The sequence below is a fragment of the Mycobacterium neglectum genome (assembly GCF_002591975.1).
Taxonomy (GTDB): Bacteria; Actinomycetota; Actinomycetes; order Mycobacteriales; family Mycobacteriaceae; genus Mycobacterium; species Mycobacterium neglectum.
Genome location: NZ_NVQE01000075.1, coordinates 1 through 14,296, shown reverse-complemented (window position 1 = coordinate 14,296; position 14,296 = coordinate 1). Strand labels below are relative to the sequence as shown.

At 64.7% G+C, this 14,296-nt stretch carries 13 protein-coding genes and 1 pseudogene; 8 read left to right on the top strand and 6 right to left on the bottom strand.

Going from position 1 to position 14,296, the window contains the following annotated elements:
- From CSQ99_RS29680 to CSQ99_RS29650, 7 genes are all read left to right on the top strand, one after another.
- A partial coding sequence (locus CSQ99_RS29680; RefSeq protein WP_176561292.1) for a LuxR C-terminal-related transcriptional regulator occupies positions 1-264 on the top strand: 264 nt, incomplete at its 5' end.
- A 145-nt stretch (positions 265-409) separates the two neighbouring features.
- Complete coding sequence (locus tag CSQ99_RS29675; protein WP_099042560.1) at positions 410-3,361, top strand: heterodisulfide reductase-related iron-sulfur binding cluster; 2,952 nt, start codon at positions 410-412, stop codon at positions 3,359-3,361.
- 20 nt (positions 3,362-3,381) lie between these two features.
- Complete coding sequence (locus CSQ99_RS29670) at positions 3,382-4,674, top strand: pyridoxal phosphate-dependent aminotransferase (RefSeq protein WP_176561293.1); 1,293 nt, start codon at positions 3,382-3,384, stop codon at positions 4,672-4,674.
- Positions 4,675-4,911: 237 nt separating this feature from the next.
- Complete coding sequence (locus CSQ99_RS29665) at positions 4,912-5,469, top strand: CsbD family protein (protein WP_099042558.1); 558 nt, start codon at positions 4,912-4,914, stop codon at positions 5,467-5,469.
- Between the two features lie 26 nt (positions 5,470-5,495).
- The gene (locus CSQ99_RS29660) at positions 5,496-6,173 is read left to right on the top strand and encodes an IF2 family translation initiation factor (RefSeq protein WP_099042557.1); all 678 of its coding nucleotides are present in this window, start codon (positions 5,496-5,498) and stop codon (positions 6,171-6,173) included.
- 71 nt (positions 6,174-6,244) lie between these two features.
- Positions 6,245-7,186: a manganese catalase family protein gene (locus CSQ99_RS29655; protein WP_099042556.1), complete on the top strand. Its 942-nt coding sequence runs from the start codon at positions 6,245-6,247 to the stop codon at positions 7,184-7,186.
- Between the two features lie 42 nt (positions 7,187-7,228).
- Complete coding sequence (locus CSQ99_RS29650; RefSeq protein WP_176561291.1) at positions 7,229-8,488, top strand: YibE/F family protein; 1,260 nt, start codon at positions 7,229-7,231, stop codon at positions 8,486-8,488.
- Here CSQ99_RS29650 and rfbA read toward each other — a convergent pair.
- From rfbA to CSQ99_RS29630, 4 genes are read right to left on the bottom strand one after another with little or no spacing between them, the layout of a single operon-like run.
- On the bottom strand, positions 8,442-9,305 hold the full coding sequence (rfbA, locus tag CSQ99_RS29645) for a glucose-1-phosphate thymidylyltransferase RfbA (RefSeq protein WP_099042554.1): 864 nt from the start codon (positions 9,303-9,305) through the stop codon (positions 8,442-8,444). The genes CSQ99_RS29650 and rfbA overlap by 47 nt on opposite strands.
- Positions 9,305-9,652 (bottom strand): hypothetical protein, encoded by a 348-nt coding sequence (locus tag CSQ99_RS29640; protein ID WP_099042561.1) that lies wholly within the window; start codon positions 9,650-9,652, stop codon positions 9,305-9,307. The genes rfbA and CSQ99_RS29640 overlap by 1 nt, the downstream gene beginning before the upstream one ends.
- A 17-nt stretch (positions 9,653-9,669) precedes the next feature.
- On the bottom strand, positions 9,670-10,419 hold the full coding sequence (locus tag CSQ99_RS29635) for a maleylpyruvate isomerase family mycothiol-dependent enzyme (protein WP_099042553.1): 750 nt from the start codon (positions 10,417-10,419) through the stop codon (positions 9,670-9,672).
- A 1-nt stretch (position 10,420) separates the two neighbouring features.
- Positions 10,421-11,746, bottom strand: a complete 1,326-nt coding sequence (locus CSQ99_RS29630) for a cytochrome P450 (RefSeq protein ID WP_099042552.1) — start codon at positions 11,744-11,746, stop codon at positions 10,421-10,423.
- A gap of 87 nt (positions 11,747-11,833) precedes the next feature.
- Here CSQ99_RS29630 and CSQ99_RS29625 point away from each other — a divergent pair, with 87 nt between their 5' ends.
- On the top strand, positions 11,834-12,454 hold the full coding sequence (locus CSQ99_RS29625; RefSeq protein ID WP_099042551.1) for a TetR/AcrR family transcriptional regulator: 621 nt from the start codon (positions 11,834-11,836) through the stop codon (positions 12,452-12,454).
- On the opposite strand, the gene CSQ99_RS29620 is transcribed toward CSQ99_RS29625, so the two are convergent.
- Positions 12,432-13,781: a UDP-glucose dehydrogenase family protein gene (locus CSQ99_RS29620; RefSeq protein ID WP_099042550.1), complete on the bottom strand. Its 1,350-nt coding sequence runs from the start codon at positions 13,779-13,781 to the stop codon at positions 12,432-12,434. The genes CSQ99_RS29625 and CSQ99_RS29620 overlap by 23 nt on opposite strands.
- A gap of 89 nt (positions 13,782-13,870) precedes the next feature.
- A pseudogene (locus tag CSQ99_RS29615) lies at positions 13,871-14,296 on the bottom strand (DUF7159 family protein); the annotation flags it as partial.

The window sequence follows — 14,296 nt, the reverse complement described above, 5'->3', positions numbered from 1 at the left end:
GTGGGGTATCGTCCGCCGCGTCAGATGTGTCTCCGCGACCGCCCCGGCCCCACCCGCCCGGCGTCGACGAAACTGTCGGACCGTGAGCGCGAAGTCGCCGAGCTCTTGCTCCTGGGCATGCCGTATCGCGACATCGGCACGCAACTGTTCATCTCGGCGAAAACCGTCGAGCATCACGTCGCCCGGATTCGGCGGCGGCTGGGCGCCGAATCGCGTTCGGAGATGCTGTCGATGCTGCGCGCGATGGTCGCCCCACACGGTTGATCCCCGGGTGGCGAACTTAGTTAGGTCAGCCTTCGTAGCGCAGATTCCGGGTGGGGTGCAACTATGAGCAGGCATGCAGCGAAAGTTACTGACTGGTAACATTCATTAAGTTACCCTTGAGTAACTTAGGAACGGGAGGCGCGCGGTGGAAACGCAGATGCTGATCAGGATCGTGGCTGTGGTCCTGATGCTGGCCCTCGTCGGCGTATTCGCGCTCAAACGCGTCCTCTTCCTGACGAACCTGATCCGATCGGGCGCCAAGACCAGCGTCGAGAACAACCGCAAGGACAACCTCAAGAAGCGCATCACCACACAGTTCGAGGAGGTCTTCGGGCAAACCCGGCTGCTGAAGTGGTCGATCCCCGGCATGGCCCACTTCTTCACGATGTGGGGCTTCTTCATCCTCGGCTCCGTCTATGTCGAGGCGTTCGGTCAGGTCGTCGACCACGACTTCCACATCCCGTTCGTCGGCCGGTGGGACGCGCTGGGCTTCCTGCAGGACTTCTTCGCCGTCGCCGTGCTGCTCGGCATCATCACGTTCGCGATCATCCGCATCGTCCGCGAGCCCAAGAAGCACGGCCGCGACTCGCGCTTCTACGGTTCGCACACCGGCGGCGCCTGGTTGATCCTGTTCATGATCTTCAACGTCATCTGGACCTACGCATTGGTCCGTGGCGCCGGCGCCAACACCCACGCGCTGCCGTACGGCAACGGGGCCTTCTTCTCACAGTTGATGGGCGCGATCCTGCATCCGCTCGGCGAATCCGCCAACGAGTGGATCGAGACGCTGGCGCTGATCGGGCACATCGCGGTCATGCTCATCTTCCTGCTGATCGTGCTGCACTCCAAGCACCTGCACATCGGCCTGGCCCCGGTGAACGTCACGTTCAAGCGGATGCCCGACGGGCTGGGTCCGCTGCTGCCGGTCGAGTACGACGGGCAGCGCGTCGACTTCGAGGATCCCCCCGAGGATGCAATCCTGGGCCGCGGCAAGATCGAGGACTTCACGTGGAAGGCCTACCTCGACATGACCACGTGCACCGAGTGTGGACGTTGCCAGTCGCAGTGCCCGGCGTGGAACACCGGTAAGCCGCTGTCTCCCAAGCTCGTGATCATGAATCTTCGCGATCACCTGTTCGCCAAGGCGCCGTACATCCTCGGCGACAAGGAGTCGCCGCTGGAGAACACCCCTGAGGGTGGTCTCGGCGAGGACCTCGGCGACGAGAAGCACGACGAGGAGCACCACGTCCCCGAATCGGGCTTCGAGCGCATCATGGGCTCGGGTCCCGAACAGGCCACACGTCCATTGGTGGGCACCCTCGAAGAGGGCGGCGTGATCGACCCCGACGTGCTGTGGTCGTGCACCACCTGCGGTGCGTGTGTCGAGCAGTGCCCGGTGGACATCGAGCACATCGATCACATCGTCGACATGCGCCGCTACCAGGTGATGATGGAGTCGGAGTTCCCCGGCGAGCTCGGAGTGCTCTTCAAAAACCTTGAGAACAAGGGCAATCCGTGGGGACAGAACTCCAAGGACCGCACCAACTGGATCGACGAGGTCGAATTCGACGTACCGGTCTACGGCAAGGACGTCGAGTCCTTCGAGGGATATGAGTACCTGTTCTGGGTGGGTTGCGCGGGCGCCTACGAGGACCGTGCCAAGAAGACCACCAAGGCCGTCGCCGAACTGCTCGCCACGGCGGGCGTCAAGTATCTGGTGCTCGGCGAGGGCGAGACATGCAACGGCGATTCGGCCCGCCGCTCGGGCAACGAGTTCCTCTTCCAGCAACTGGCCGCCCAGAACGTCGAAACGCTCAAGGAGCTCTTCGACGGCGTCGAACGCGTGGATCGCAAGATCGTCGTCACCTGCCCGCACTGCTTCAACACGCTGGGTCGCGAGTATCCGCAAGTGGGCGGCGACTACACGGTGCTGCACCACACCCAGCTGCTCAACAAGCTGATCCGCGACAAGAAGCTGGTGCCGGTGAAGCCCGCCGACGGCGGGATCGACATCACCTATCACGATCCCTGCTACCTGGGTCGGCACAACAAGGTCTACGAGGCGCCGCGTGAGCTGATCGGCGCGTCCGGGGCGAAACTCACCGAGATGCCGCGCCACGCCGATCGTGGCCTGTGCTGCGGCGCCGGCGGCGCACGGATGTGGATGGAAGAGCACATCGGCAAGCGCGTCAACACGGAGCGCACCGAAGAGGCGATGGACACCGCGTCGACGATCGCCACCGGTTGCCCGTTCTGCCGCGTGATGATCACCGACGGCGTGGACGACGTCGCCGCGGCCAGGGACGTCCCAAAGGCCGAGGTGCTCGACGTGGCTCAGCTGCTGCTGAACTCGCTCGACACAAGCAGCGTGACACTGCCCGCGAAGGGCACCGCGGCAAAGGAGGCCGAGGAGCGCTCAGCCCGCGTCGAGGCCGAGGCGCCCGCCGAAGCGAAAGCTCCCGCGGCGGAAGCGGAGCCGACTGAGGCCAAGGCGTCCACTGCGACTGCCGACACCAAGCCCGTCACGGGACTCGGCATCGCCGGAGGCGCCAAACGTCCCGGCGCCAAGAAAGCTTCCACCCCTGATGCCGGCCCGGCCGACGAAAAACCCGCAGCGACAGCGCCACCCGTCAAGGGTCTCGGCATCGCCGGAGGCGCCAAACGTCCCGGCGCCAAGAAGACCGCCGCTGCACCTGCTGCCGAGGCTCCCACTGCCGCTGCAGAGTCGGCCGCCGAGCCCGAGGTCAAGGGCCTTGGCATCGCTTCGGGAGCACGGCGACCGGGAGCCAAGAAGGCGGCAGCACCCTCGCCTGCGGCCGCGTCAGAACCGCAGGCCGAAGCCGAGCCCGAACCCGCCAAACCCGAGCCCGAGGTGAAAGGTCTTGGTATCGCGAAGGGTGCACGGCGGCCTGGTGCCAAGAAGGCCGCGGCTGCGGCACCGGCTCCGAAACCTGCTGCGCCACAGCCGAAACCAGAGGACGACGGCGAACCCGCGCCTGCGCCTGAGCCTTCCACGGAAGGCAACGGCGAAGCACCTGCAGAACCGGTGAAGGGTCTGGGTATCGCGAAGGGTGCACGTCCGCCCGGCAAACGCTGACCAGCGTTTTTAGATAATCGCTGGACGGCAATGCGATCATTGTGGACGTGACCACGCACCACGTGCCGTTTCATGCCGCCGGACAGCATCCGCGGCAGCGCACGTTCACGCAGTCATCCAAGTTGCAGGATGTGCTGTACGAGATCCGCGGGCCAGTGCACGATCACGCGTCGCGACTGGAGGCCGAGGGGCACCGCATCCTCAAACTGAACATCGGCAATCCGGCCCCGTTCGGGTTCGAGGCACCCGACGTGATCATGCGCGACATGATCCAGGCGCTGCCGTACGCGCAGGGGTACTCCGATTCGAAGGGCATCCAGGCAGCTCGTCGAGCGGTGTTCACCCGCTACGAACTGGTCGAGGGATTCCCGCGTTTCGACGTCGACGACGTCTATCTCGGCAACGGGGTGTCCGAACTGATCACGATGACGCTGCAAGCGCTGCTGGACAACGGCGACCAGGTGCTCATCCCCGCGCCGGACTATCCGCTGTGGACCGCCTCGACGTCCCTGGCCGGTGGTACGCCGGTGCACTATATGTGCGACGAGACCCAGGGCTGGCAGCCAGACATCGCCGACCTCGAGGCGAAGATCACCGACCGCACCAAGGCGCTGGTCGTGATCAATCCGAACAACCCCACCGGTGCGGTATACGGCACCGAAATCCTTGAGCAGATGGTCGAATTGGCGCGCAAGCATCAACTGTTGCTGCTCGCCGATGAGATCTACGACAAGATCCTCTACGACGACGCCGAGCACATCAGCCTGGCGACGCTCGCGCCGGATCTGCTGACGCTCACTTTCAACGGCTTGTCCAAGGCCTACCGCGTGGCCGGTTACCGCTCCGGCTGGCTGGTGATCACCGGGCCGAAGGAACACGCTGCCAGTTTCCTGGAGGGCATCAGCCTTCTGGCGAACATGCGCCTGTGTCCCAATGTGCCCGCACAATATGCCATTCAGGTCGCCCTCGGCGGTCATCAGAGCATCGACGACCTGGTGCTGCCGGGCGGACGACTGCTCGAGCAGCGCGACATCGCATGGACCATGCTCAACGAGATTCCCGGGGTCTCTTGCGTGAAACCCCAAGGCGCGCTGTACGCATTCCCGCGGCTGGACCCCGAGGTCTACGACATCGTCGACGACGAACAACTGGTCCTCGACCTGCTGCTGCAGGAGAAGATCCTGGTCACTCAGGGCACCGGCTTCAACTGGCCGACGCCCGACCACCTGCGAATCGTGACGCTGCCGTGGGCCCGCGACCTGTCCAACGCCATCGAGCGGCTGGGCAACTTCCTCGTCAGCTACCGCCAGTAGTCGTCACCGCCGCACTGGCGGACTACTGACGTTTATCCCGACCGGCGCAGGGTAACCGCTGTTCTGCGAGTTGAATCTGCCGGCGAGTCATGGAGCCGGCGTTTCACGACTACAGCACCTGGTCCGCAGACTGCCACCGGTCGCCATGGACCGATTCAACTATCCGGAGCACAGCCCCATTTGCGAGCGGCCAGGACGGCCTCTGCGTTTGTCGACTGCCGCTGAGAAAAGAGCCAAATGACTGAGCACAAGAAGGCCGACGAAGCCCGAAAAGGGCTGATCGATTCCGTGAAGGGCAAGGTGAAGGAATTCGCCGGTGCTGTCACCGGCAATGACTCGCTGACCGCAGAGGGGCAGCTCGAGCAGACCCAGGCCAGGGAACGCAAAGAGGCCAACAGCGTTGAAGCCGTTGCCGATGCCGAGGCCGCGCAGGCCCGCACAGAGGTGATGGACGCCCGGGCGGAAGGCACACAGGACCGAATCGCCGTGAACGCGCAGACGGCCGCGGCTCAGAGATCAGTGCGCGGACAGCAAGCTGATCAGAAGCGCAGGGCCGAGCAGGCCGGACAACAACAGGTTGCCCAGGAAAAGGTTCGCGCCGAGCTCGACGCGCAGGCCGAGATTCAGCGCGCCGAAGATCAGGAGCGCGACGAAATCGGTTCGGCCGCTGGAAAAGTCGTCGATGCCGTCGACGATCATCTGATCACTGTTCAGGACGCGGCGAGCGCAAAGGCGGAAGCGGACCGCATCAGACGGCAAGCCGACACACTGACCAACCAGGCCGACCTGCCTTGAGCATCGGCAAGAAACAGGAGTCATCAATGAGAATCATCGACGCACCGTTGGCCGTCTTGCGGGTCCAGTACCGAATCGCTCGGTTTCCCCTTCAGTTGATCGAGCAGCGCGTGGTCGCGCGCATGGGTTCGGAAACACCGGCACGGCTGTTCTATGAACGCTCATTGGGCTTGCTTGACGCTGCGATGGGAAATGCATTGGGCGACAGGAAGCTTCAAAGGAGCGGCAGCGCGCTCGCGCGGCGTAGCGATGTGCTCGGTCGGGCGGCTGAGTTGGATGCAGACGCAGAACAGGCACAACAGCGGTCAAATGCCGACCTGAAAGCCAGGAGCAGTGCTGCGAGCGCGCAGCAGCAGGACGCACTCAAAGCCAAGGAGCGCAAGGTCCAAGAAGCTCGGATCGCCGCCGAGGAGCAAAAGCGCGCGGTGAAAGAGGCTGCGGCCCTACGCACCGCCGCCGCGAAGAAGCAGGCCGACGACGTGGCTGCGCAGCGCACGAAGTCGGCCGAGGCGGCCAAAAGCGAAGAGCTTGCCAAGATCCGGTCGAACGAGCAGAGGGCTGCCGTGGCGGCCAAGTCCAAGCTCGACCATGCACAAGCGAAGCGGACCGAGGCCGGAGCCAAGCGCGCACAGGCGGATCGCATCGAGGATCTGGCGGACGACGAGAAGCGCAAACGTCAGTCCGCCCGCGCGAACAACAAGTAACGCTACGGCCTGGCGTCAGCCCGGCCCGCGGTTATCACCGCAACCAAACCACGAGTCATCCAAGGAGAATCATGTACCTACACACTCAGCAACTCATCAACGAGATCATCGTGGATGAGCCAGATCCCGCCGCTGCCAACGCGCTCCAGGAGGGTCTCGGCGGCCAGTTCGGCGAGATGCGGACGATGATGCAGTATCTGTTCCAGAGCATCAACTTCCGCGGCGACGCGGCGTCCAAGCCATATAAGGATCTCCTGCAGGGAGTGGGCACCGAGGAGATCAGCCACGTCGAACTCATCGGTACCACCATCTCGCGTCTGCTCGACGGTTCGCCGGAATACAAGGGCAGGAAGACCGACGCGGTCGACAAGCCGGGCGCCAAAGGCGCTACTCCGCTGAAGATCGCTTTGGACACCAGTAACATTCACCATTACCTGGTGGGCGCACAGGGCGCGCTGCCGGTTGACGCGGCCGGTAACCCCTGGAGCGGCTCGTACGTCTACAACAGCGGCAACTTGGTGCTCGACCTGCTGTACAACCTCATGCTCGAGTCGACCGGACGGCTGCAGAAGTGCCGGATCTACGAGATGACGGACAACAAGACCGCGCGTTCCACCATTGCCTACCTGATTGTGCGCGATCAGGCTCACGAGAATGCGTTCGCCAAGGCACTGGAGAGTCTTGGAGTGAATTGGGGTGCAGCACTGCCGATCCCGAAGACGAACGCCGAGCAGTTCCCCGAGGTCAAGAAGCTCATCGACCTCGGCCTGCAGAGCGTCCAGTACACCTTCAGCGCCGATGACGAAAGCCAGGCGGCCAAGCTCTACCGGGGTGCATCGCCGTCCAACGACGGCACCGAACTGAGTACCGCAGTCATGCCGGAGGGATTCCCGATGACCATTGCGCCCGAACGGCGCGAAGAGTTCGCGCCGGGTCTGGACAAAGAACTGCTGGCGCTCATTCAGGCGACCGCAGAGGTCGAGATCGCAACGAACGGCGCGGTCACGAAGTAGCCCTCGCCACGTCGGTCAGGTAACACCCCTACCCTGTTGCGGGTGACGCACTCACACGCCCATTCGCATTCTCTGGACGGACCATCGCCGTTGGGTCCGCTGGCCGCCAAGATCGTCGTCGGACTGCTGATCGTCATCGGCGTGATCACCCTCGCCGGGGCCGCATGGCTGTGGCCGAGCCAGCAGAAGGTCGACATCCCGCTGCCATTCCAGAACTCTGCAGGCGGTGCGGTCACCACCGAGGGCGGTCACGTGGTGTCCAGCACCGCGGCGACCTGCGGCTACCAGTCGGTGGGGGGAGTGCTGACGGCCCCACCGAGACCCGCCGAGGGCGACGGCACAGACTGTGTGCAGGCGTTCATCGCGATCGACTCGGGCCCGAACGCCGGCGCCAACACCCTGCTGGAGTTCAGCGGCGGGCCGGGCCAGCCCCAGCTCGCGGTCGGTGACCAGATCCGGATAACCCGCCAGGTCGACCCGACCGGCACCACGACCTACTCCTTCTACGACTACGAGCGGACGTGGCCGTTGATCGGGCTGGCCGTGGCATTCGCGGTGGTGGTCGTCGCAGTCGCGCGATGGCGCGGATTCCGGGCGCTGATCGGCATCGTCGTCGCGTTCGGGGTGCTGGTCGTGTTCATGTTGCCCGCCCTGCGTGACGGGACCCCCGCGATCCCCGTCGCGTTGGTGGCCTCGGCGGTGATCCTGTACGCGGTGATCTACCTGGCGCACGGCGTCAGCCTGCGCACCAGTGCAGCACTGCTCGGCACGTTGGCGTCTCTGCTATTGGCCGCGATATTGTCTTGGGCCGCAATCGAGTTGACCAACTTGACCGGCCTCTCCGAGGAGGAGAACAATGCGGTCGCGACATACCTGGGCAATGTGTCGATCACCGGGCTGTTGTTGGCCGGATTCATCGTCGGTTCGCTGGGCGTGCTCAACGACGTCACCGTCACGCAGGCATCGACCGCCTTCGAGTTGGCCGCGATCGAGGGCGCCTCACGCCGGGCGGTGTTCGTCGGCGCGATGCGGGTTGGTCGGGACCACATCGCCAGCACCGTCTACACGCTCGTGCTCGCATACGCGGGCAGCGCGCTGCCGCTGCTCTTGCTGTTCAGCGTCGCAAACCGCTCCCTGAGCGATGTGCTGACGAGCGAGAGTGTCGCGATCGAGATTGCGCGTTCCGCGGTGGGCGGTATCGCGCTGGCGTTGTCCGTTCCGTTGACGACGGCCATCGCCGCGATGCTCGCGACGCCTAGCGCTCCAGCAGCCCCAGAAGATAGGCGCCGTATCCGGACTTGAGCAGACTCTTTGCGCGGGAAGACAACTGGTCGTCGTCGATAAACCCGGCCCGCCAGGCCACTTCCTCCGGGCAGCCGATCTTCAAACCCTGCCGGCGCTCGATGGTGCGCACGTAGTCACTCGCGTCCAGCAGCGAGTCGAACGTTCCGGTGTCCAACCACGCGGTTCCGCGAGCCAACACCTCCACCGAAAGTCGGCCCTGCTCGAGATACGTGCGGTTGACATCGGTGATCTCGTATTCGCCCCTCGCCGAGGGCTTTAGCGCGCGGGCGATCTCGACGACGCCGTTGTCGTAGAAGTAGAGGCCGGGCACCGCGTAGTGCGACTTCGGGGAGGCAGGCTTCTCCTCCAGCGAGAGCGCGGTGCCCTCGGCATCGAACTCGACAACGCCATAGGCCGAGGGGTTGGCCACCCAGTACGCAAAAATCGCACCGCCGTCGATCTTTTGGAACCGAGTCAGACTCGTGCCCAGGCTCGGGCCATAGAAGATGTTGTCCCCCAGCACCAATGCCACCGAATCACTGCCGATGTGGTCGGCACCGATGACGAAAGCCTGCGCAAGACCGTTGGGCTCGTCCTGCACGGCATAGGTGAGATTGATGCCGAAACTCGCGCCGTCGCCGAGCAGTCGGTGAAAGGCGGGTGCGTCCTCTGCTGTGGTGATCACCAGGATGTCTCGGATACCCGCCATCACCAACGTGGACAGCGGGTAATAGATCATCGGCTTGTCGAAGACCGGAACCAGTTGCTTGCTGACACCCTGGGTGATCGGGTACAGCCGTGTCCCCGAACCGCCGGCAAGAATGATGCCTTTCATCAGCCTGCGATATCTCCTTCGGTCAGCTCGGTGGCGGCCAGGGCCGATGCAAGGTCCTGGTGGCGGAACACCGAGGTGACGTGGTCGTGCACCACTCGGAAGGCCGATGCCTTCCCGTTTTCTTCCTCTGCGACCACCACACCGTCGCGGACGTACATCCGGCCGGCCACAGCTGCCGACGTTTCCAACGAACCCGCCCACTCACGCAGCGCCTGATGTCCCTGTCCTGCACCATTCGCGTCGCCGAACTCGATGTCACCGCTGGAAACCTGAATCAGGGTGTCGAGGTCCTGCGCGTTGAGTGCGTCATGCCAAGCAAGGACGGTCGCGATCTCCGAAGTCGTCACAGTCGTGAAGGTACCAATCAGAACGGCGTTCGTTCGAGCCATGCGTCCCACACCTCGGTATCGCCGAAAACCTCGATCCCCAGTTCGGTCGCGGGACGTCGGCGCACGATCGCGAGCAGCAGGTCCTTCGCCGAGCCACGCAGCGCGACGTCGCCCTTGCCGTGGTCGTGGGTCCAGGACAGGCGTTCTTCGTCGTTCACGATCGTCCACTCGCCGGTCGGGCCGAGTCCGGCATCGGTGGCATGCAGGTGCAGCGTGCGACCACGCTGCACCGGCGGAGAGCGGCGATCGGCCTGGACCACCATCAGCTCGATCCACTCGTTGATCGCATCGGCGGCAAGCTCCGGAGCCGGATCGAACTCGGCGCCGACGGCGAATGCGGCATCGGCAAGATGCACGACCACTTCGTGCAGTCGCCTGCGAATCCACCAGCCGGCCGGTCGCGGCCCGTTGAAGGTCCACACGCGGGCGTCCGACCCGACCTGGTCGACGGCGACGATGATCTGCTGGGCGCCGCCGTTGAGCCAGTCGATTGCGCCGTCCTCATCGTCGGGTGGCTTGCCGTTGCGCACATCGCGCGGTTCCAGGGGCTCGCTGCGGCGCTCGGCGACGATCTGAGCCGCCCACCGGTTGCCGCGCCCGACGTGACGGAATAGCTGCCGCACCGTCCAGTCGGGACAGGTCGGCACGGGCGTCGACGGGTCTACGCCCCGGATCAGTTCTCCGAAAGCATGGGTCTGGTCGAGCAGGGCGGCTCGGAAATCCACATCACGAACTTAGCGCGGTGCGCGCCTTGCCAAGTGTGATCGGCAGCGACGACCAGCCCCGCAGGACGCGGGTTTCGCGTCTGCGGCCGGCGCCGGCCAGGCGCGCATCCGGGAAGCGCTCGAAGAAGGTCCGCAAGCCGACCTCCCCCTCGGCACGCGCGAGCGCCGCCCCCAGGCAGTAGTGCCGCCCGCCGGAGAATGACAGATGCTTACCCGCGTTGTGGCGTTCGATGTCGAAGCGGTGCGGGTCGTCGAAAACCTTGGGGTCGCGGTTCGCCCCCGCGAGATAAAGGATCACGGCCTTGTTGCGCCGGACGGTGGTGCCCGCCACGTCGGTGTCCTTCAGCGCCATCCGCGCACTGAGTTGCACCGGCGAGTCCAGCCGCAGGATTTCCTCGACCGCCGTCGGCCACAGGTCGGGACGCGCCGCCAAGGTGTCGAGATGTCCCGGCGTGTCCAGCAGCATCCGAATTCCGTTGCCCAGCAGGTTGACCGTCGTCTCGAAACCCGCAGCCAGCACCAGGCCTGCCGTCGACAGCAGCTCCTGATGTGTCAACGGACCTCCCTCGGCGCTTTCGGAGGCCACGATGATCTGGCTCATCAGGTCCTCGCCGGGATTGCGGCGCAATACGTGCAGGTGGTTCGAAAGCCAGTCGTTGAAGCCCTCGATACCACGGTTGACCTTCTTGTATTGGTGCCATGTCAGACCGATGTCGAGGCTCGGCGCCGCGAGCTCCCCGAACTCGAGGATGCGGGATCGTGCATCGTCGGGTACCCCGAGGATGTCGCCGATGACTGTGACCGGAAGTTGTGAGCAATACCGGTCGACGATGTCGGTGGTGCCGGCGTCGGTCAGCTCATCGAGAAGGGTGCTCGCCGAAGCCTGGACGCTGTCGCGCAACGCCGCCACCGCGCGCGGGGTGAACACCGAGGACACCAGCTTGCGGTAGCGCGTGTGCTGCGGCGGCTCCACCGACAACATCGACGGGGGTTGGATCGGATGCAGCAGATCAGATTTGGTGCGGTCGGCCACCCACTGCACGGCTTTGGGCAAGTTGGTACCCATACCGAAGACTTCGAAGTCATCGGACCGCAGCAGATCGCTCGCCACCTTGTGATCGACGGTCATGTAGACGGCGCGGCAGGTGACGACCGGACCCATTGCGCGCACTTCTTCGATGAAGGTGACTGTGTCGGCGCGGACCGCGGGATCGGCGAGGAGGCGCCCCTGCAGATCGCCCTGACGGGCGAAGACCTTCGAGACGCCACGGATGCCGCCGTGCACGGCCAGCCAGTGAATCCGCTGCTTGATCGGGCCTTGAACCATGTCCCTCCGCCCCTTGAACGCTTGTCCCGCGACCAACCGAATTGCGGTTCGGTTACCCAAGGGCAGCCTACCGAATTATCATTCGGTATGGCAAGGAAGCGGATCCCCGCCGAAGAGCGCCGGATCCGCATCCTCGACGCGGCCGTGGAGGTCTTTGCCGAGCACGGATACACGGCCGCGAAGATGCAGGACATCGCCACCCGCGCCGGCGTCGTCCCTTCGGTCCTCTATGACCACTTCGGCTCCAAGCGCGAACTGCACATCACGCTTCTCGAACAGCACGCCGAACAGTTGCGGGAGCGCTCCCTGCGACGCCTCGAGGGCGCCTCGGTCGAGGAGATGGTTCGCGCCAGCATCTCGAACTACTTCGCCTTCGTCGAGGAGGATCCGTTCATCTGGCGCGTGTTGCACCAGGATGCGCCCGCCGACCCGGATATCGCCGCGGTCTACCGGGAGATCGCCGATCGCGGTACCGCGAGGATCGCCGATCTGATCCGGTTCGGCGCAGGCGATGTCACCGAGCTCAACGGAATCACCATCGACGAGGCGGCGTGGATCCTCGCCCGCGCAACGCAATCGGCGACCGACGGCGTGGCGCGGTGGTGGTACGACAATCGCGACGCGCCACGTGAGCGCGTCGTCGAGCTCGTCGTCATGTTGCTATGGCAGGGCTTCGACGGAATGCTCAGACAAGCGACGGCGGACTGACCTCACGCGGACTCTTGCCCAGGCAGTACATCCGCCAACCCGCCGCGCGCCAACGCGCTACGTCGAGGCAATTGCGGCCGTCCACAACAACTTTCGCCCGTACGGTTGCCGCAAGGTCCTTCGGGTCGAGTTCGGTGAACTCGAGCCATTCGGTCAGCACCAGCACCGCATCGGCACGTTCACACGCCTCCACCACCGACGTCGAATAGTTCAACGTCGGGAACAGGCGCCGAGAGTTCTCGATCGCCTTGGGGTCGTAGACATTTACCGTGGCGCCGTTCAGTTGCAGCATGCCCGCGACATTGAGTGCGGGCGAGTCTCGCACATCGTCGGATTCGGGTTTGAACGCCGCGCCCAGGACCGCGACGTTCGCACCAAGTAGCGAACCGCCGCAGGCCGTCGTGGCCAACTCCACCATTCGGGTGCGACGACGCATGTTGATGCTGTCCACCTCGCGAAGGAACGTCAGCGCGTGGTTGGCGCCGAGCTCACCGGCGCGCGCCATGAATGCGCGGATGTCCTTGGGTAGGCAACCGCCGCCGAATCCTAGGCCCGCGTTGAGGAATCGCCGCCCGATCCGGGAGTCGTGGCCCAGCGCGTCGGCGAGCATCGTGACATCGGCGTCGACGGCCTCGCATACCTCCGAGATCGCATTGATGAAAGAGATCTTGGTTGCCAAAAACGCGTTGGCCGACACCTTGACGAGTTCCGCGGTCTGCAGATCGGTGACGAGGAATGGCACGTCGCCTTGCAGCAGTGGTGCGTAGAGTTCGCGAACGGCGGCCTCGGCGGTCACCGAATTCTTCGGCACACCAAGGACAATCCGGTCCGGATGCAGCGTGTCGTGCACGGCGAAGCCTTCGCGCAAAAATTCAGGGTTCCACGCCACCTCGACGTCGACGCCTTCTGGTGCCAAAGCCTGCGCCCGCTCGGCAAGCTCGGCGGCGGTACCGACTGGCACCGTGGATTTTCCGACAATGACCGCTGATCGCGTCAGGCGCGGCACCAACGTGTCGATGACGGCATGCACATGCCGCAGGTCCGCCCCGTATTCGCCCTTCTTCTGGGGAGTCCCGACACCCAGGAAATGGACGTCGGCAAATTCGGCGGCGGCATCGTAGTCAGTGGTGAAGCGCAGGCGCCCGGCAGCGATGTTGTCGCTCAGCATCTTTCGCAGGCCGGGTTCGTAGAACGGAATGTCGCCGGAGGCGAGCTTGGCGACCTTCCCGGGGTCGATGTCGACTCCGATCACGTCGTGCCCGAGTTCGGCCATTCCGGCGGCGTGGGTGGCACCGAGATAGCCCGTACCAAAGACTGCGCATCGCATACCACCTCTTTAGGCAGTCGCGATGAGCTAACCGCTACGCGACACTGAGCAACACACCAACAAGAGGTTACGAGTGAACGCGGCCTGCCTCAGCTGCAGAAGATCAGGAAGCAGCCACCGCCGCCGCCACCGCCACCACCGCGGCCCGACGATCCCGATCCCGATCCCGGGAATTGAGGACCACGGGACGAGCCGGAGCCCGACGAGCCGGGGCCCTCATAACCCGAGCCACCACGTCCCGAACCGTTCTGTGACGGCGATTGCGGGACCTGTGGCACCTGTGGCACCTGCGGGATCTGCGGTAGTTGCGGAACCTGGGGCTGTTGCGGGATCTGCGGAGTCTCGGGCTCGTCGTCGTCCCATGGCGGATTCCATGGCGGATTCCACGGCTTCTGCGGCCGCTGCGGCACATAGGTCGGCCGCCACGGCGGCGTCCACGGCCGGTACAGCGGCGGCGGGTTGTAGACCTGCGGCGGTACGTATACCGGGGCCGGAACGGGCGCGGGGGCGGGTGC